Origin of the sequence: Shewanella putrefaciens (genome assembly GCF_016406325.1) — a bacterium.
Lineage (GTDB): Bacteria > Pseudomonadota > Gammaproteobacteria > Enterobacterales > Shewanellaceae > Shewanella > Shewanella putrefaciens.
The window spans coordinates 1,427,813-1,446,432 of the sequence record NZ_CP066370.1 but is presented as its reverse complement, the minus strand read 5'-3'; the positions used below and the strand labels follow the sequence as shown (position 1 = coordinate 1,446,432).

The 18,620-nt window shown below is 45.5% G+C and carries 16 protein-coding genes; all 16 read right to left on the bottom strand.

The genetic code is table 11. The annotated features are described in order from the left end of the window. Nucleotides 1–49 precede the first annotated feature (49 nt). Nucleotides 50–3,523 carry a DNA polymerase III subunit alpha gene (gene dnaE, locus JEZ96_RS06455; RefSeq protein ID WP_025007454.1) on the bottom strand — a complete coding sequence of 1,158 codons (3,474 nt, stop codon included), beginning with the start codon at nt 3,521–3,523 and terminating at the stop codon, nt 50–52. Between the two features lie 123 nt (nt 3,524–3,646). Then, nucleotides 3,647–4,270, bottom strand: a complete 624-nt coding sequence (gene rnhB, locus JEZ96_RS06450) for a ribonuclease HII (RefSeq protein ID WP_061783399.1) — start codon at nt 4,268–4,270, stop codon at nt 3,647–3,649. 2 nt (nt 4,271–4,272) lie between these two features. Then, nucleotides 4,273–5,427, bottom strand: coding sequence for a lipid-A-disaccharide synthase (lpxB, locus tag JEZ96_RS06445; protein ID WP_011790015.1), 1,155 nt, complete (start codon nt 5,425–5,427; stop codon nt 4,273–4,275). 122 nt (nt 5,428–5,549) lie between these two features. Next, entirely contained in the window at nt 5,550–6,320 is a 771-nt protein-coding gene (gene lpxA, locus JEZ96_RS06440; RefSeq protein WP_011790016.1) for an acyl-ACP--UDP-N-acetylglucosamine O-acyltransferase, read from the bottom strand. Further along, a complete protein-coding gene (gene fabZ, locus JEZ96_RS06435) occupies nt 6,317–6,781 on the bottom strand; it encodes a 3-hydroxyacyl-ACP dehydratase FabZ (protein WP_011790017.1) in 465 nt (154 codons plus the stop codon). The genes lpxA and fabZ overlap by 4 nt, the downstream gene beginning before the upstream one ends. Before the next feature lie 29 nt (nt 6,782–6,810). Beyond that, nucleotides 6,811–7,836, bottom strand: a complete 1,026-nt coding sequence (lpxD, locus tag JEZ96_RS06430; protein WP_011790018.1) for a UDP-3-O-(3-hydroxymyristoyl)glucosamine N-acyltransferase — start codon at nt 7,834–7,836, stop codon at nt 6,811–6,813. 3 nt (nt 7,837–7,839) lie between these two features. Then, the gene (locus tag JEZ96_RS06425; protein ID WP_011790019.1) at nt 7,840–8,337 is read right to left on the bottom strand and encodes an OmpH family outer membrane protein; all 498 of its coding nucleotides are present in this window, start codon (nt 8,335–8,337) and stop codon (nt 7,840–7,842) included. Nucleotides 8,338–8,401: 64 nt separating this feature from the next. Next, nucleotides 8,402–10,882 (bottom strand): outer membrane protein assembly factor BamA, encoded by a 2,481-nt coding sequence (bamA, locus tag JEZ96_RS06420; protein ID WP_011790020.1) that lies wholly within the window; start codon nt 10,880–10,882, stop codon nt 8,402–8,404. A 31-nt stretch (nt 10,883–10,913) separates the two neighbouring features. Then, entirely contained in the window at nt 10,914–12,284 is a 1,371-nt protein-coding gene (gene rseP / locus JEZ96_RS06415; RefSeq protein WP_011790021.1) for a sigma E protease regulator RseP, read from the bottom strand. 42 nt (nt 12,285–12,326) lie between these two features. Beyond that, nucleotides 12,327–13,517 (bottom strand): 1-deoxy-D-xylulose-5-phosphate reductoisomerase, encoded by a 1,191-nt coding sequence (gene ispC, locus JEZ96_RS06410; protein WP_025007452.1) that lies wholly within the window; start codon nt 13,515–13,517, stop codon nt 12,327–12,329. A 4-nt stretch (nt 13,518–13,521) separates the two neighbouring features. Beyond that, nucleotides 13,522–14,379 (bottom strand): phosphatidate cytidylyltransferase, encoded by an 858-nt coding sequence (locus JEZ96_RS06405; protein ID WP_011790023.1) that lies wholly within the window; start codon nt 14,377–14,379, stop codon nt 13,522–13,524. A gap of 20 nt (nt 14,380–14,399) precedes the next feature. Beyond that, on the bottom strand, nt 14,400–15,227 hold the full coding sequence (locus tag JEZ96_RS06400) for an isoprenyl transferase (protein ID WP_011790024.1): 828 nt from the start codon (nt 15,225–15,227) through the stop codon (nt 14,400–14,402). Nucleotides 15,228–15,309: 82 nt separating this feature from the next. Beyond that, nucleotides 15,310–15,867: a ribosome recycling factor gene (gene frr / locus JEZ96_RS06395; protein ID WP_011790025.1), complete on the bottom strand. Its 558-nt coding sequence runs from the start codon at nt 15,865–15,867 to the stop codon at nt 15,310–15,312. A 21-nt stretch (nt 15,868–15,888) separates the two neighbouring features. Beyond that, complete coding sequence (pyrH, locus tag JEZ96_RS06390) at nt 15,889–16,626, bottom strand: UMP kinase (protein ID WP_011918984.1); 738 nt, start codon at nt 16,624–16,626, stop codon at nt 15,889–15,891. Nucleotides 16,627–16,694: 68 nt separating this feature from the next. After that, entirely contained in the window at nt 16,695–17,546 is an 852-nt protein-coding gene (gene tsf / locus JEZ96_RS06385; protein ID WP_025007450.1) for a translation elongation factor Ts, read from the bottom strand. A 120-nt stretch (nt 17,547–17,666) separates the two neighbouring features. Further along, the gene (gene rpsB, locus JEZ96_RS06380) at nt 17,667–18,395 is read right to left on the bottom strand and encodes a 30S ribosomal protein S2 (RefSeq protein WP_011790028.1); all 729 of its coding nucleotides are present in this window, start codon (nt 18,393–18,395) and stop codon (nt 17,667–17,669) included. Nucleotides 18,396–18,620 lie beyond the last annotated feature (225 nt).

Sequence of the window (18,620 nt, the reverse complement as noted above, 5' to 3'; positions counted from 1 at the left end):
TTGATAATATTGAATAAATCTAAGCATTAAACCAAAAAATGATTATACGTCAAAACACGATCCGAACTTTATTTGGGCCAAGTAAACTTTCAAGGGCGAAGACTAATTCATCAGAAGGGTTAACTCGCCAACTCTCAGCAAGTCTAAATTGTCCTTTAGCCAGAGTTTGACTGTAATTAATGAGTACTGGCACAGCACCACTTCGCCAAGGGCTCATGGCTTGTTCAATACTGTCTAAAACCGCAGGAGTTAACTTCTCGGCATCAAGGTCGACTTCAAGCGCCTTAGCAAAATGGCTACGCGCCTCACCAATATCAATAATATTGCGAGCAGTCATCCTATTACCACCAGCAAAATCATCAAAACTTACTTCACCTTCGCAGATAAGGATCCTATCTTTCTCGAGCAAGTGATTAAATTTCTCAAAGGCTTCGGTAAATAACATCACCTCGAGGCGCGCACTCTTGTCATCGAGTGTCAACAATCCCATCTTTGAACCGCGTTTGGTCAGCATCACCCTAGTCGCGACAACTAAACCTGCGGCCTTTACCGTTTTACCACGTTCAGTAGGATGCACATCTTTTAAGCGCCCTGAAGTATAGTACTTAAGTTCTTTAAGATATTGATTAATAGGGTGACCTGTTAAATATAACCCTAAAGTTTCACGCTCTCCCTCAAGCCAAATTTTATCTGGCCATGGGGTACATTCCACAAACTGTTGTTTGCTATCTTCCGGCTCACTATTGAGTAGGCCAAACATATCGTGCTGACCAATTGCCTGCGCTTTGGCATGTTGATCGGCGGCGCGCATCGCTTCGGGTAAGGTCGCCATCATCGAAGCGCGATGCGGGCCGAGGGAATCTAAGGCACCCGCGCAGATAAGCTTTTCAATCACACGTTTATTGAGTTTTTTCAGGTCGATACGGGCACAGAAATCGAATAAATCAACAAAGGGGCCATCTTTACGCGCCTCTAAAATCGACTCAACAGGGCCCTCACCCACACCTTTAATGGCACCGATACCATAAACAATTCGCAGATCATCATCGACAGTAAATTTAAATAGCCCTTTGTTCACATCGGGCGGGATCAGAGTGAGCCCCATGCGTTCGCACTCATCAACCAGTGTCACTATCTTGTCGGTGTTATCCATATCCGCGGACATCACCGCCGCCATAAACTGTGAAGGATAATGGGTTTTCAACCACAAGGTTTGATAGGAAACCAAGGCATAAGCGGCGGAGTGGGATTTGTTAAAACCATAACCGGCGAACTTTTCCACTAAGTCGAAGATTTTCATCGACAACTCACCGTCGACGCCATTTTTAATCGCGCCCTCTTTAAAGATGCTACGCTGTTTAGCCATCTCTTCAGGTTTTTTCTTACCCATGGCACGGCGAAGCATATCGGCGCCGCCTAGAGTGTAGCCTGAAAGCACCTGCGCTATCTGCATGACCTGCTCTTGATACAAGATAATGCCATAGGTAGGTGAGAGTAATTCCTTTAAGGATTCGTGCTGGTATTGGGAATCTGGGTAAGACACTTCCTCGCGGCCATGCTTACGCTCGATAAAGTTATCCACCATGCCCGATTGCAAAGGCCCTGGACGGAACAGGGCGACAAGCGCGATCATATCCTCGAAGCAATCCGGTTGAAGTCGCTTAATCAAATCCTTCATACCGCGGGATTCAAGCTGAAAAACAGCGGTGGTTTCATAACGCTGTAATAATCGAAACGAGGCAGGATCGTCTAAAGGAATTGCCTCGATACGTACAGGAAGGCGGCCATTTTTGACCTCCACTTTGTTGATCATCTCCAGCGCCCAATCGACAATTGTGAGGGTACGTAGCCCCAAGAAGTCAAACTTCACAAGGCCTGCGGTTTCCACATCGTTTTTATCGAATTGTGTTACTGGGTTTTTACCCTCTGCATCACAATAAAGTGGTGCAAAATCGGTAATTTTAGTGGGTGCAATTACCACCCCACCCGCATGCTTACCTGCGTTACGAGTCACGCCCTCAAGCTTACGACACATGTCGATAAGATCTTTAACATCTTCATCGGCGTCGTAGGATTCCTGCAACGCAGGCTCGACCTCAAAGGCTTTAGCCAGTGTCATTCCAGGCTCAGGGGGAATAAGTTTTGAAATACGGTCAACAAAACCATAGGGATGTCCTAGCACGCGGCCAACGTCGCGGATAACCGCTTTTGCGGCCATAGTACCGAAGGTGATGATTTGCGACACCGCTTCACGGCCGTATAACTCGGCCACATGCTCTATCACCTCGTCCCGTCTATCCATACAGAAGTCGACGTCAAAGTCGGGCATAGAAACCCGCTCGGGGTTGAGGAATCGTTCGAACAGCAAGTCAAATTCAAGCGGATCTAAGTCAGTAATTTTAAGAGCATAGGCAACAAGCGAACCTGCGCCCGACCCACGGCCCGGCCCTACAGGAATCCCATTATCCTTACCCCATTGGATAAACTCCATCACGATCAAGAAGTAACCGGGGAAACCCATTTGGTTGATCACTTGCAATTCGATATCTAGGCGCTCATCGTATTCGCCGCGGCGCTCGGCACGAACCTGTGGATCGGGAAATAAAAACGCGAGGCGCTCCTCGAGACCCTTCTTCGAACAATCCACCAAAAAGTCTTCGATGGACATATCGCCCGTAGGGAAGTTAGGCAGAAAATACTCGTATAAACGAATTGTCACATTACAGCGTTTAGCGATTTCAACCGTATTAGAAAGTGCGGCAGGAATGTCAGCAAATAGCTCACACATTTCCTCTTCACTACGTAAGTATTGCTGCTCACTGTACTTTTTAGGACGGCGGGGATCCGCAAGAGTAAAACCATCATGGATAGCCACGCGAATTTCGTGGGCGTCGAAATCTTCGGGTTTTAAAAACACGACCTGATTGGTGGCCACAACCGGGAAGCCTTTTTCCTGCGCCAACGCAACGGCCATATGCAAATAACGCTCTTCATCGGGTCGACCCGTGCGGATTAGCTCTAAAAAGTAGCGTTCAGCGAAATGGGTTTGATAAAACTCACAAAGGGATTCAACTTGGGTATTATTCCCCTTAAGTAACGCCTTACCAATATCACCTTCCTTAGCGCCAGAAAGCAATAATATGCCTTCGTTATAGGTCAGTAACCACTCTTGATCGATCACCACTCGACCCGCCACCTGCCCCCGCAAATAGGCTTGACTGATAATTTGAGTGAGATTTTGATAACCCACGTTGTTCATTGCGATAATGGTTAACGCACAGAATTCACCTTCAAACCCAGGCACTTGCATCCAAAAATCGGCACCAATAATGGGCTTAATCCCCGCACCATGGCAGCCACTGTAAAACTTTACTAATCCACAGAAGTTGTTTTGATCCGTCAAGGCGACCGCAGCCATACCTAACGCCTCAACTTGGGCAAGAATAGGTTTAACTTTGGCTACGCCATCGGACATAGAAAAGTCACTGTGGACACGAAGATGCACAAAACGAGGATCGGACATAATTAGGATTATCTTTGAATTGCAGGTTAACAATAACTAAAAAGCAGACTAGCAAAGTCACGCACCTAGGGCCAGTGACTTTGCTGGATAACTGGGGCTATGGCGTAAAAATACGCATTAGCCCTAGAGTAATGCCTTGACGGGTTTAAAACTTTTACGGTATTGGTCGAATACACCATGCTCAGCGATGGCCTCGAAATGTGCCTTAGTCGGGTAGCCCTTATGCTTAGCAAAACCATATTGCGGATAAGCGGTATCAAGCGCGTCCATCTCACGATCTCGGGTCACTTTGGCAATAATCGACGCCGCACTGATACTGGCGATAAGACCATCTCCTTTAATGATGCTATGACTGACAATTGACTGACTATTATGGCTAAAAACTGGGCTGCGATTACCATCCACTAACACGAGTTTAGGCGCGAGATTAAGCCCAGCAACGGCGCGCTGCATGGCAAGCATAGTGGCATGCAAAATATTAAGTTCATCGATTTCAGCAGGACTTGCACGGCCGATGTGATAACACAGGGCTTTTTCACAAATCTCATCAAACAGGGCTTCGCGGCGCTTCTCACTGAGTTTTTTCGAATCATTGAGTCCACTGATGGGCTGATTTGGGTCGAGGATCACGGCCGCAGTCACAACATCGCCGACCAAGGGGCCACGGCCCACTTCATCAACCCCAGCAATCAGTCCTGTCGAAAAAGCCACAATATCGGCCGGAGTTAGCACTTTAAAGACCGCCATAATTAACCTTCCTTAGTCTCCACAAGTCGCATCACAGCGTCTGCGGCCTTTTGGCTCGCATCACAACGGAGCATCTGGTGGAGCCGCTCAAATTCAGCATTCAGCGGCGCAAAATCGCGGTTGAGTTCAACCGTTACCGCTGCGGCAATTTTCTCTGGCGTACAATCATCTTGAATAAGCTCAGGTACTACATCTTTTCCCGCCAGTAAATTAGGCAAAGAGAAACGATTAACTTGCATCATGCTCTTAGCAATGCGATATGTGAGCGGACTGACACGGTAAGCGACAACCATCGGGCGCTTAACCAACATTGCCTCTAACGTTGCGGTACCAGAAGCTAATAAAATACCATCAGCGGCGGTCATCACTTCCCTTGATTTCCCTTCAACCATGTGGATTTCTAAATCCGGCGCATGATCTTTCAACGCTTGCTCAAATTGATCACGACGCTTCTGGTTGACCAACGGTGTGACAAAACGAATATCGGGGAAATTTTCTTTAATCAGTAAAGCCGCTTTAACAAAAGGCTCCGCTAATTGCTTGAGTTCACCACCACGAGAACCGGGGAGAATCGCTAAATATTCGGCATCGGCATCAAGTTCGAGTAACTGGCGCGCCGCCGCTTTATCGCTTCGCAGCGGAATATCGTCGGCCAAAGTGTGACCGACAAAGGTACAAGGTACTTGATGTTTATCGTAGAAAGCTTTCTCAAAGGGCAATAAAGACAGCACCATATGGGTGGCCTTAGCAATTTTAAAAATACGCTTTGGCCGCCACGCCCACACCGATGGACTGACATAATGGACCGTTTTAATACCACGCGCTTTGAGTTTAAGTTCGAGGCCTATATTAAAGTCCGGTGCATCAATGCCAATAAAACAATCAGGCTTTAGGGCAGTGATGTCTTTAATCAAAGAAGCGCGTACTTTTAATAGTCGAGGCAAGCGGGATAACACTTCGACAATCCCCATCACCGCTAATTCTTCCATCGCGAATAGAGATTCAAAACCCAGTGCCTCCATACGAGGACCACCGATACCGACAAAGCGCGCATCGGGATGTGATTTTTGCAGTGCAGCCATTAACCCTGCACCTAAAATATCGCCGGAGAGTTCTCCGGCGACCATTGCAAACACTAATTGAGATTTTTTGCTCATAAACCAATCATATCTAACAAGTTTATGGCACTGCAGTGAAAAATGTCTGCCATGACATTTTCAAGAGCAGAATTTAACAAGCAGTGCCTATGAATGGCATAGCGTGAGAGTTATAACAACTCTTAACGAATAATGCCGCGACCCGATGATTTTACAAATTCAACAAGTAACTTCACCTGTGCATCGTTTTGTGCATCTTCAGCTAAGGCCTCAACCGCCTCGTCGATAGTTAAGCTACTGCGGTATAAGGTCTTGTAAGCACGGCGCACCGCCAATTGGCTTTCTTTAGAAAAACCACGACGCTTCATACCTTCAGTATTTAACCCGCGGGGAATCGCGGGCTGCCCCGCCGCCATCACAAAGGGGGGCACATCCTGCAATAATAAGGAACATCCTGCAGTAAAGGCATGGGCGCCGATATGTACAAATTGATGCACACCCGTCATGCCGCCTAAAATAGCCCAGTCCCCCACATGCACGTGACCCGCAATAGAAGCATTATTAGCTAAAATCACGTTATCGCCCACCACACAGTCATGGGCGATATGCACGTAGTTCATAAACAGATTATTCGACCCAATGCGAGTTTCACTGTTATCTTGAACTGTTCCGCGATGAATTGTGACATGCTCACGGATCACATTGTTATCACCAATGATAAGGCGTGTCGGTTCACCTGCGTATTTTTTATCTTGACACTCTTCACCCACGGAGGCGAATTGAAAAATGCGGTTACCCTTACCGATAATACTTGGGCCTTTTACCACCACATGGGAACTTAACCAACAATCGTCACCGATTTCGACACCCGCACCAATATAACTCCATGGACCTATGGTGACGTTCTTACCAATCTTTGCATCGGGATGCACAAACGCTAATGTATCTATCACTGGTTAATCTCTCTGCGGGCACACATGATTTCAGCGGAACAAGCCACTTCACCATCCACTCTGGCCTCACCATAGAAGACGCCAATCCCGCGGCGCTCTTTAATCATTTTGACTTCAAAATGGATTTGGTCACCTGGCACAACCACACGTCTAAAACGCGCATTATCGATACCAGCAAAATAATAAAGCACTCCAGGAGGAGGCACATCATTGCTCATTGTTTTAAATGCAAGCAAGCCCGTAGCTTGGGCCATCGCTTCTAAAATAAGCACGCCAGGCATGACTGGCTGTATAGGGAAATGTCCCTGAAAAAAAGGCTCATTAATAGACACATTTTTAATCGCATGTAGACTTTCACCAGGGGTGTAGTCAAGCACACGATCAATTAATAGGAATGGATATCTATGGGGCAGATACTTGAGTATCTCTGTAATATCCATAGTGTTCATTTGATTAGACACGAACCTAGTTCCTCAAATTGCCTCGGCAATTAATCTGGGGTTTTTAAATTCTTTTCCAGCGTTTTAACGCGCAGGAACAACTCATCCAATTGACGGAAGCGAACTGTATTTTTACGCCAAACCTTATTTTCCATTGCAACAGTCGCAGAGGAATACAAACCCGGTTCACGCATATTTCCAGTAATATTGGTTGAGCCCGATACATGTACACCATCAGTAATCGATAGGTGACCCGCGATGGCACAATTACCACCAATAATACAATACTTACCAATAGTCACACTGCCAGCAATAGTGGTACTTCCCGCAATGGCAGTATTCTCACCTATGATATCGTTATGGGCAACCTGCACTTGATTATCGATAATTACGCCGTTATGGATCTCGGTATGGCCTAAAGCGCCGCGATCTACCGTTGTACTCGCACCAATCTCAACCCGATCGCCGATACGTACACCACCGGTTTGTGGGATCTTAACCCACTGACCACGCTCATTAGCATAACCAAAACCATCTGATCCCAATACCGCGCCAGAATGGATAATACAATGTTGACCTAAATGCACATCATGGTAGATAGTCACATTCGCCCACAGACGAGTGTTAGAACCAATAATCACATCTTGGCCAATCACAGTGCCTGCACCGACCTGCACATTCTCGCCGAGGATAACATTAGCCCCGATCACCGCATTGGCACCAATAGCCACCCCTTCGCCTAAACGAGCTGAAGGATCAATTTGCGCTGAAGGATGAATACCGACGGCCGCTTGAGGCGTAGTATCTAAAAATTGGGCTGTACGGGCAAAAGCCACATAAGGGTCTTTTACAATTAACGCAGTGCCTTGATACTCCTGCGCCTCTTTAGCGGACAATAACACCGCACTCGCTTGAGTTGCCTCAAGCTGAGAGCGGTATTTACTGTTGGCTAAAAAAGAGAGTTGGCCTGATTTCGCATTTTCTAAGGTTGCTACGCTGTTAATCACCAACGTATCGTCCCCTTGAATAACACCGTCTAACAGCAAACTGAGCTCTTTTAAAGTCACACTCTTCATTGATTACTTGCCTTTACTCAAGGCTTCAACCACTTTGCCACTGATGTCAGCGTTTGGCTTAACATAAATGACAGCACCGCGTTGTAATACCAAGTCATATTGGTCTTTTTCAGCGATTGTATTAATGGCTTTTTGCACTTTAACTAACAGTTTATTTTGCTCTTCACCTTGACGACGACGTAAATCCTCATCGAGTGCTTTGCCTTTTAACTGATATTCAGATTTTAGCGATTCCATTTTACGAACCAGCTCCGTTTTTTGCGTGTCATTCATTAACGCGCCATCACGCTGCTGCTTCTCCATCAGAGAACGCATTTCTTCTTGCATCTTTTGTACATCGGCCATGCGATCACCAAACTCAGCTTTAAGCGCTTGAGAGATCTGTTCGCGTTGTGGCAACTGTTCAAACACTTCGCCCATATCCACAACGGCTATTTTCTCAGCATGTGCCATTAATGGCGCACCTAATAAAACCAATGTCATCAGGGCGCGATTTACCATCTTATTCAAAGTAGACTCCTTGTAGCCTTGTTATTTTCAGCAAAACCTGCCGAGTGTATGCCTTTTAAAAAGTTTTGCCAATATTGAACGAAAAGATCTCTGTTTGATCGCCTTCGTATTCCTTAAGTGGCCACGCTAAGCTAAATACCATAGGTCCCATTGGTGATAACCATTGTAGGCTCACCCCCCAAGAGGCGCGGATACGCGATGGATCGCTATAATCCTGCAATTTAGCAAATTCCTCAGCAGGAAGTGTTTGGTAAGCATCAAAATCAAACTCGGTATCCCATACGTTACCGGCATCGAGGAAGAAACTTGTACGCACCGAATTTGAATAGGCCTCATCTAAGAACGGTGTGGGTACAATAAACTCCATACTTGCCGTTGCAATCGCATTACCACCGATTGAACGACCTGAACTCACCTGAATACTGTTAGGATCGCCCGGTAAACTACAACCATCACCTGATGGATCAGGTGCACAGGGCTCACTACCACGGTAGAGATAGAATGAACGAGGACCAACCGAGTTTGACTTAAAGCCACGTAATGAAGTGCTACCGCCGGAATAATAGTTTTCCCAGAAAGGTAGAATTTGCTCATTATTATTGTACTCACCGTAACCGTTACCATAACCTAAACGGCCACGAGCTAAGACCACAAAGTTATGACTGCGGGTAACAGGGAAATAATAGTTGGTATCAAAATCAGTTTTAAAGTATTGCAGGTTTGAACCCGGAACCGTCATCTTACCGTTTAGACGTTGTGATGAACCATCCGTTGGGAAAGTGCCACGGTTTAAGGTACTGCGTGACCAACCTAAACTCAGCTCAAAGTTATCAAAACTTAAGTCGGCATTAGGATCATCGTTTCGATAAATATTATAGAAACGCAGTGCTTGCTCATAGGCTGAAATTTCAGAAATCGTGTTATGACGATAACCAATTCCACCATTAATACGGTTGTATTCGTTAATTGGGAAACCTGAGTTAAGCGCCACACCATACGAACTGTTTTTATAGCGTTCTAAGTTAGCTTCATTGGCGTCAAATTCACTCCAATAAATGCTTCCCCCTAAGCTCACGCCATCTTTAGTCCAATAGGGATCGGTATAAGATAAGTTGACATTTTTCGAGTATTTGTTGGTACTCATACTAATGCCAGCTTGATTTCCCGAACCTAAGAAGTTGTTTTGCTGCACGCCAAACTGCAAGCTTAAACCTGATTCAGTACCGTAACCCACACCCGCATTAAATGAACCTGATGGCTGTTCTTTCACTTTTACAGCGATATCAACTAAATCATCGGTGCCAGGAACTTGAATAGTTTCAGTATCAACAGTTTCAAAATAGCCTAAACGGTTAAGACGCGCTTTTGATTGCTCAACTTGTGCCGAGTTTAACCACGCACCTTCCATCTGACGCAGTTCACGGCGCATCACTTCATCTTTAGTAACAGTATTACCCGTAAAGTTAATCGCACGAACATAAACCCGTTTGCCTGGTTTAACATTGATGTTTAACGTTACTTCTTTCGTTTTATCATCAATTTCTGGATAAGTTTTTACTTCAGGATAAGCGTAACCAAAACGACCTAAATATTTACTGTACATTTCTTCGGTAAAGGTCACATCACCGCCGTTGTACATATCACCCGCTTTAATCGGTAAAATAGATCGCATCAATTCTTCACGACCCATTAAATCGCCGGTTAAATTGATGTCTTTTACTTTATATTTCTCACCTTCATTAACATTGATGGTGATATATAAACCTTTGCGGTCAGGTGTCATCGCCACTTGAGTCGAAGTGACTTCAAAGCGGATATAACCCTTATTGTGATAATAGGTTTTGATAGTCTCGAGATCGGCTTGAAGCTTTTGCTTCTGGTAGCGGCGCTCACCAAATAAATCCCACCAAGCCACATAATCTTTCAGTTCCAACATGCCGATAAGCTCAGCATCGGTGAACTCTTTATTACCAACCACGTTAATTTGGCGAATTTCAGCCGCTAACCCTTCGGTAAATTTAAATTTTAGTTCAACGCGGTTTCGGGGTAAGTTGATCACCTGAGCTTCAACTTTGGCGCCGTATTTACCTACGCCGTAGTAGAAATCCTGCAAACCTTTTTCAATGCCTGTCAGCATAGTGCGATCGAGCGACTCACCGACTTTAACACCAGAACCGTCCAGACTTTCCTGTAACTGTTCGTCTTTAATGTCTTTGTTGCCTTCAAATGTCACAGCACTGATGGTTGGGCGTTCGGTGACTTTCACCACCAAGACACCGCCGTCACGACTGACAGAGACATTTTCAAAGTTAGTCGATGCATACAGGCTTTTAATGGCTTGTTGAATTCTTAACTGATCAACAGTGTCACCTACTTTTACTGGTAAGCTTAACAAGGCAGCACCAAGTGCGACTCGCTGCAAACCTTCAACTTGGATGTCGGTCACTTCAAAGGGTTGGAAAGTATCCGCCAACACAGTCCCTGAAAACGACGCACCGACGAATAACATCGAGGCAAAAAGTTTATTCAATCTCATAGAGCACTTCTAATTATTAGTCTGTCCTTGCTCAGAGTCGGGCAAAATCATTGAAAAGCGCAATGCTCATCAACATCAGCAGTATTGCTGCCCCAAATCTGAATCCTATTTCCTGCACCTTTTCAGGCACAGGTTTACCAGTTATTACTTCAATAAAGTAATACAGCAGGTGTCCCCCATCGAGCACAGGTAAAGGCAGCAAGTTAATGATGCCTAAATTGACGCTGATGAGCGCGAGGAACCCGAGAAAATAGACCAAGCCATAGTTTGCACTACTGCCCGCACCCTGTGCTATCGAGATGGGTCCACTCAGGTTTTTCACCGACACATCGCCGGTAAATAATTTGCCAATCATCTTAAAGCTGACTGCAACAAGTTGCCATGTTTTATCTGCAGCAATAGCAAAAGAATCGATTGGCCCATATTCTAGTTGTAAACGCATATTCTCAGGCCATTGTGCCTGTGCGGGGCTGACACCTAGTACCCCAATCTCTTTACCTTCAGCATTTTTTGTACTTGTCGGCGTCACAGTAACCACAAACTGTTCGCCATCGCGACGCACCATTATACTCACAGGCACATTGGCAGAATGTTGAATAATGTCAACAAAAGCCTGCCAATCGGTATAAGGTTCATCATTGATAGCAACGAGCGTATCGCCAACCTTTAACTCACTATTTGCTGCAGCACTTCCTTCACTGATTAAGGCAACCTTAGGTTCAATCTCTGGACGATAAATCCCTAACCCTAAGGTGGTTATCGGTGATTCCTTTTCAGGATCAAAGCGCCATTGGCGTGTATCTAACGTATAGGTTCTGGCATTTGACTCAAACCCCTGCAAACTATTTAATGGCGCAAGGGAAACACTCAAGCTGGGATCACCAATATGACCAACAAGCGCAAGATTCACCTCTTCCCAATTGCGCACACGCTGACCTGATATTGCCGTCACTTGCATAGGTTCAGTGACTTGAATTTGCGCAGCAGCAGTTCCTGGAATCGTAGAAGTGATCACCGGTTTAAGTGATGGCACACCAATCAAGTACATAAAATACAATGCGATAATAGCAAAAATAAAGTTGGCTATCGGGCCTGCGGCAACAATCGCAATACGTTGCCATACCGTTTTACGATTAAACGCCTGATGTTTTAGCTCGTCAGGCACATCTTCGACACGCTCATCGAGCATTTTGACGTAACCACCGAGGGGGATCATGGCGACCACATATTCAGTGCCATCTTTACCCATACGGCGCCAAATGGCCTTGCCAAAACCAATAGAGAAACGCTCGACTTTAACGCCGCAGCGACGCGCGACATAGAAATGACCGTATTCGTGGGCGGTAATTAACAACCCCAACGCCACGATAAAAGAACCTAAGTTCCATAAAAAATCTAACATCCCACTCCTTACGTTATCCGTTTATCAACAGAACGCTAATATTTAAGCGATCTTAGCTAAAGTTTCCCGCGCATAAATGCGACTTTGCGTATCTAACGCGATAATATCTTCAATGCTGGTCATAGTTCCACTCGGGACGAATGCTAAGCAAGTTTCATTCACTTTAGCAATTTGCGTAAAGCCTATTTGTCCTTGTAAAAAAGCCTCAACCGCGATCTCATTCGCCGCATTGAGTACCGTTGTCGCCTCTTGGCCTTGGGCACAGGCTGCCATAGCCAGCGCCAAACAGGGAAAACGCTCAAAATCAGGTTCATAAAAGCTTAACTGTCCGACTTTGAAAAAATCTAAAGGTTCAACACCAGAGTGAATTCTTTGTGGATAGGCCATGCAATGGGCAATCGGTGTCCGCATGTCAGGGTTTCCCATTTGTGCAATAACAGAGCCATCAATATATTGCACCATTGAATGGATAACACTCTGCGGATGAACAACCACTTTAAGTTGGTTAGCTTGCGTATTAAACAACCAGCGCGCCTCAATGAACTCTAATCCCTTATTCATCATAGTCGCCGAATCGACAGAGATTTTAGGTCCCATAGACCAATTAGGATGTTTACAGGCCTGTGCGGGTGTCATGGAGGCTAGTGTTGCTAAATCTGAACGTAAAAATGGTCCACCAGAACCCGTTAGCAGAATATGGGAAATACCGGATGCGGCTAAATCACAACGACCGAGATTAGCCTGTACCTCTTGGGGTAAACATTGAAAAATGGCATTATGTTCGCTGTCTACAGGCAGTAAAGTTGCGCCTGAACGCTTAGTCGCCTCGATAAACAACTCACCCGACATAACTAAGGCTTCTTTATTGGCTAGCAATACTCGTTTGCCCGCATTAACGGCAGCAAGCGTCGGAACTAACCCAGCAGCGCCAACAATGGCCGCCATAATGGTATCGACCTTTGATGAGGTCACTAACGCCAGAAGCTCATCGTTACCCGTTGTCACTTGGATATTAAGCGCAGCAGGAAGCTGAGCTCGTAATGCCTTTGCCGCGACAGCATCGACCATATGAGCAACTTTAGGTTGGTGGGTAATGCATAATGCCAGCATTTTATCCACACTCGCATTAGCCACTAAGCCATAAACGCAATAAGCCAATGGATTAGCCGAAATCACACTTAAGGTACTGGCGCCAATCGAGCCTGTCGCACCCAGAATCACCATATTTTGCATAGCGTTACATCCAGAATGCAATGTAGATAAGGGTAAACACCGGCAAGGCTGCAGTCAGGCTGTCGATTCGATCGAGCACGCCGCCGTGCCCGGGCAAAATAGTGCCAGAATCTTTAATACAGGCCGCGCGTTTAAACATACTCTCAGATAAATCTCCCAGCGCCGAGACTAAAGCGACGAACAAAGTGACAGCGACAACTAAGCCAAGTTCCTGTTCCGGTGAATAATACATAACACCTGCAACCACTATCATCGTTGTCACTAAACCACCGAGTAAGCCTTCGAGGGTTTTAGCTGGACTCACCGCTGGCATTAATTTCGTTTTACCTATCGCTTTACCAACAAAGTAAGCGCCTGAATCAGCAGCCCATACAATGAGCATGACAAGTAGAACCAGCGAGGGGCCATAGTAGCTCGAAACCTGTGAGCTAATAGATTTTAGCGCAATCAAAGCAACAAAGCATGGCACGAGCGTTAACTGGCCAAACATGGACTTTAACATAGGACTTTTTTGCCATAACCTTGCCGTTTTAGGATAAGTAATAACAAGTAGAAGTGAAATTAACCACCATAAAGCCCCTATTGATATCACGGCTAAATAAATGGGATGTAATTGTCCCCTAAGCCAAACCGCATCGATGGGGACAATCAAATTAAGGACGACCAGTAAAATACCGACGGTACAAGTAAAACTCCATTGTGTAACATCACATTGGCTATCGATAATCCTACCCCACTCTTTCGCGGCAATAAGAAATACGGCTACTAAAGCCCAAGCAAAGTACTCTGATGGAAGCAAAAAAATGGCTCCCAAGACTAATGGAATTAACCAAATTGCTGTTATTATACGTTGTTTTAGCAAAAAAAATCCCTCATGACGTTTTACAATGCGCGCATCTCATCAATCTGACTTCCCGTCAGACCAAAGCGGCGCTGGCGACTTGCAAAAATAGCTATCGCTTCATGAAAAGCCTGTTCATCAAAATCAGGCCAAAGGGTGTCAATAAACACCAACTCAGCATAGGCAGCCTGCCACAGCACAAAATTACTGATACGGCAGTCTCCACCCGTGCGGATCATTAAATCAACTTCACTCTGATTTTGCATGCATAAATGTGCACTTAGGGCTTCTTCGGTGAACTGACTGCTGGTCATTTCGCCAGTTGCGACCTTTTCAGCTAACTTTTGCGCCGCTTGCAGTATGTCCCAACGGCCACCATAATTGGCAGCAACATTCAAAATCAAGCCAGTATTAGCGGCAGTTTTCTCCTGTGCAGCACTAATTTGTTTCTGTAAGCGGACAGAAAAACGACTGATATCACCAATAATATTGAGCTTAACTTGATTCTTATGTAGCAGCTTAATTTCACGTTGTAATACGGTAAAAAACAACTCCATTAACAAGCTGACTTCTTTATCGGGTCTACGCCAATTCTCGCTAGAAAACGCAAATAAAGTGAGCGATTGAATACCTAATTGACTCGCCGTACTGACTGCACGTCTTACTGCCTTTACGCCGGCTTTATGTCCCATCACCCGTGGTTTACCCTGCGTTTGAGCCCAGCGGCCATTGCCATCCATAATAATAGCAACATGCTTAGGTAACGACTGTTTCACGAGTTCGGGTAATTGTCCAGGCAAGGTCGTTTGAGCATAATGTTCACACTCGGTCGACCTAGGTTGCGGATCAAATTCCACTGTGGATGACATCTAATACAACCCTTTAAAATAGACAAACGCCGTGTAGTATACCCCTACACGGCGCATCAACTCTAGCTTATCGAGCCTGAGATTAGACTTCCATCAACTCTATTTCTTTGGCCGCTAAAATCTCGTCGACCTTTTTAATATGAGCATCAGTGAACTTTTGAACGTCATCTTCAAAGCGGCGAACATCGTCTTCAGTACATTCTTTAGCTTTTTCAAGCTTTTTCACTTCAGAAATCGCATCGCGGCGCACGTTACGAATCGCCACGCGACCACCTTCGGCTTCAGCTCGTACCACTTTAATAAAGTCTTTACGGCGTTCTTCTGTCAGCGCTGGTAAGGGAATACGTAATGTGGCCCCAGCAGACATTGGGTTTAGGCCCAAGTCTGAGCTCATAATCGCCTTTTCAACCGCTTGGATAGCACTACGGTCAAATACAGTCACTGACAGAGTACGCGAATCTTCAACACCCACGTTCGCCACTTGGTTTAATGGCGTCATCGTACCGTAGTAAGAGACTTGAATTGAATCAAGTAAACTTGGATGCGCACGGCCTGTACGTACTTTAGCCATTTGATTTTTAGTTGCGTCTACGCACTTACCCATACGCTCTTGCGCATCTTTCTTAATGTTCTCAATCACGTTAAATGTCCTTCTTGGTCATTAAATAACTTTTTTCGCTCTGATCAACGTGCCTTCTTCTTCACCCATAATCACACGACGTAGGGCGCCAGGTTTGTTCATATTGAACACAAGGATAGGCATGTCATGATCACGCGCCATAGTAAAGGCTGCTAAGTCCATTACTTTTAATTCTTTTTCAAGTATTTCACTGTAACTTAATTCGTCGTACTTGACTGCATCAGGGTTTTTCATTGGGTCGTCAGAGTAAACGCCATCAACTTTAGTGCCTTTTAACACGACTTCAGCTTCAATTTCAATGCCACGTAAACAGGCCGCAGAATCCGTTGTACAGAAAGGATTACCTGTACCAGCAGCAAAAATTACCACTCGGCCAGATTTTAATAAACTGATCGCTTCAGCCCAATTGTAGTCGTCACACACCCCTTTTAAGGGTATCGCCGACATTAGACGAGCATTAACATAGGCACGGTGCAAAGCGTCACGCATAGCTAAGCCATTCATCACCGTTGCCAGCATACCCATGTGATCGCCCACCACACGGTTCATACCTGCTTTTGCTAGGCCCTCACCGCGAAACAGATTACCACCACCAATGACCACACCCACCTGAATACCTAACTCTACCAGCTCTTTCACTTCCTGAGCCATGCGATCTAATACTTTAGGGTCGATGCCGAAGCCTTCCTCGCCCATCAGTGCTTCGCCACTTAATTTTAGAAGAATGCGTCTAAATGTAGGTTTTGGATTGGTGCTCATAATTTTTATCCTGGTCATAACAAGACCGCAGCTATTGCCGCGGTCTTGGGGGTATTTAGCGTTGGCGATTAAGCCTTTTTAGAAGCAGCGATTTGAGCAGCAACTTCTGCTGCGAAATCTTCTTCTTTCTTCTCAATACCTTCACCCACTTCTAAACGAATGAAGTTAGTGACTTTAGCGCCTTTCTCTTTCAAGAATTCGCCAACAGTTTTCTTTGGTTCCATGATGTAAGCTTGACCAGTCAGAGAGATCTCACCGGTGAACTTCTTCATACGACCCACAACCATTTTCTCTGCGATGTCAGCAGGTTTGCCTTCATTCATAGAGATTTCGATTTGCAGCGCTTGTTCACGAGCAACTACGTCAGCAGGAACGTCTTCTGGGTTAACGTATTCTGGCTTAGAAGCGGCAACGTGCATAGCGATGTGTTTCAGCGTTTCGTCATCTGCGTCACCGGTTACAACCACACCGATACGCTCACCGTGACGGTAAGACGCTAATTTAGCACCATCGATGTACTCAACGCGACGAACGTTGATGTTTTCACCGATTTTAGCAACTAACGCAACACGTGCTTCTTCGAACTGTGCTTTTAAGTCTTCTAAAGCCACTTTAGACGCTGCGGCAACGTCTAATACTGAGTTAGCAAAACCTAAGAAGTTAGCGTCTTTAGCAACGAAGTCAGTTTGACAGTTTACTTCTAACAGAACAGCGAAACCTTCGCCACTTTTGATCAGGATAGTACCGTCAGCAGCGATGTTACCCGCCTTTTTAGCAGCTTTAGCAGCACCAGACTTACGCATGTTGTCAATTGCTAACTCCATGTCGCCGTTGGTTTCTTCTAAGGCTTTTTTACAATCCATCATGCCTGCGCCAGTACGATCACGCAGTTCTTTAACTTGGGCAGCAGAAATTGCCATTGTTAAATCCTCTCTAAAAATTCGACTAATTTGCAGATATAAAACAGGGGCCGTATGGCCCCTGTTAACCAATCAAAAATCTTGGTTAATAAGGGTGATGATAATCATCCCGCCTTATTATTATTCGGCTTCTACGAAACCATCTTGCTCAGCTTGAACAGCCAGATCTTGGCCACGGCCAGCTTTAGCAGCAGCAGCTACAGAAGTAGTGTACAGGCGAATAGCACGCATCGCGTCGTCGTTACCAGGAACGATGTAGTTAACACCATCTGGCGCAGAGTTAGTATCAACAACTGCAACAACAGGGATACCCAGGTTGTTAGCTTCTTTAATAGCGATATGCTCATGGTCAGCGCCGATAACGAATAATACGTCTGGCAGGCCGCCCATGTTTTTAATACCGCCTAAAGATTTTTCCAGCTTTTCAAGCTCACGAGTACGCATCAGCGCTTCTTTCTTGGTCAGCTTGTCGAAAGTACCATCTACTGATTGGCTTTCCAGTTCTTTCAGACGTTTGATTGACTGACGAACGGTTTTCCAGTTAGTCAGCATACCGCCTAACCAGCGGTGATCGACATAGTACTGATCACAAGAGATTGCGGCTTCTTTGATCGCTTCGCCAGCAGCACGTTTAGTACCAACGAATAATACTTTACCTTTCTTTGAAGCAACGTTGCTGATGAAAGCAAGGGCTTCATTGAACATTGGCACAGTATGCTCTAGGTTGATGATGTGAACGCCGTTGCGAGCACCGAAAATGAATGGCTTCATTTTTGGGTTCCAGTAACGGGTTTGGTGACCGAAGTGGACACCGGCCTGGAGCATATCGCGCATTGAAACTGTAGTCATTTCTATTACCTTAAAATTTAGGGGGTTAGACCTCCACGTATCCCATGTCTTCGACCCCGCAGTTAACAGCTGAGGGCACCCCGAAGAATGTGTCGACACGTGTGTGATTTAGTATTTAGACAATTTGCCATGTATAATGGCCGCCATCTTTAGTCTTGCCACCATCAAATCAGACCAAAATCTGGCTTGGACAATTCATCAAGACTTAAACATAACGGCGCGCTT

Excerpts from the sequence above, each read along its gene's own strand:
- dnaE (WP_025007454.1), bottom strand. The coding sequence starts at position 3,523 with ATGTCCGATCCTCGTTTTGTGCATCTTCGTGTCCACAGTGACTTTTCT.
- rnhB (WP_061783399.1), bottom strand. The coding sequence starts at position 4,270 with ATGGCGGTCTTTAAAGTGCTAACTCCGGCCGATATTGTGGCTTTTTCG.
- lpxB (WP_011790015.1), bottom strand. The coding sequence starts at position 5,427 with ATGAGCAAAAAATCTCAATTAGTGTTTGCAATGGTCGCCGGAGAACTC.
- lpxD (WP_011790018.1), bottom strand. The coding sequence starts at position 7,836 with ATGAAGAGTGTGACTTTAAAAGAGCTCAGTTTGCTGTTAGACGGTGTT.
- JEZ96_RS06425 (WP_011790019.1), bottom strand. The coding sequence starts at position 8,337 with ATGGTAAATCGCGCCCTGATGACATTGGTTTTATTAGGTGCGCCATTA.
- bamA (WP_011790020.1), bottom strand. The coding sequence starts at position 10,882 with ATGAGATTGAATAAACTTTTTGCCTCGATGTTATTCGTCGGTGCGTCG.
- rseP (WP_011790021.1), bottom strand. The coding sequence starts at position 12,284 with ATGTTAGATTTTTTATGGAACTTAGGTTCTTTTATCGTGGCGTTGGGG.
- ispC (WP_025007452.1), bottom strand. The coding sequence starts at position 13,517 with ATGCAAAATATGGTGATTCTGGGTGCGACAGGCTCGATTGGCGCCAGT.
- JEZ96_RS06400 (WP_011790024.1), bottom strand. The coding sequence starts at position 15,227 with ATGTCATCCACAGTGGAATTTGATCCGCAACCTAGGTCGACCGAGTGT.
- pyrH (WP_011918984.1), bottom strand. The coding sequence starts at position 16,626 with ATGAGCACCAATCCAAAACCTACATTTAGACGCATTCTTCTAAAATTA.
- tsf (WP_025007450.1), bottom strand. The coding sequence starts at position 17,546 with ATGGCAATTTCTGCTGCCCAAGTTAAAGAACTGCGTGATCGTACTGGC.
- rpsB (WP_011790028.1), bottom strand. The coding sequence starts at position 18,395 with ATGACTACAGTTTCAATGCGCGATATGCTCCAGGCCGGTGTCCACTTC.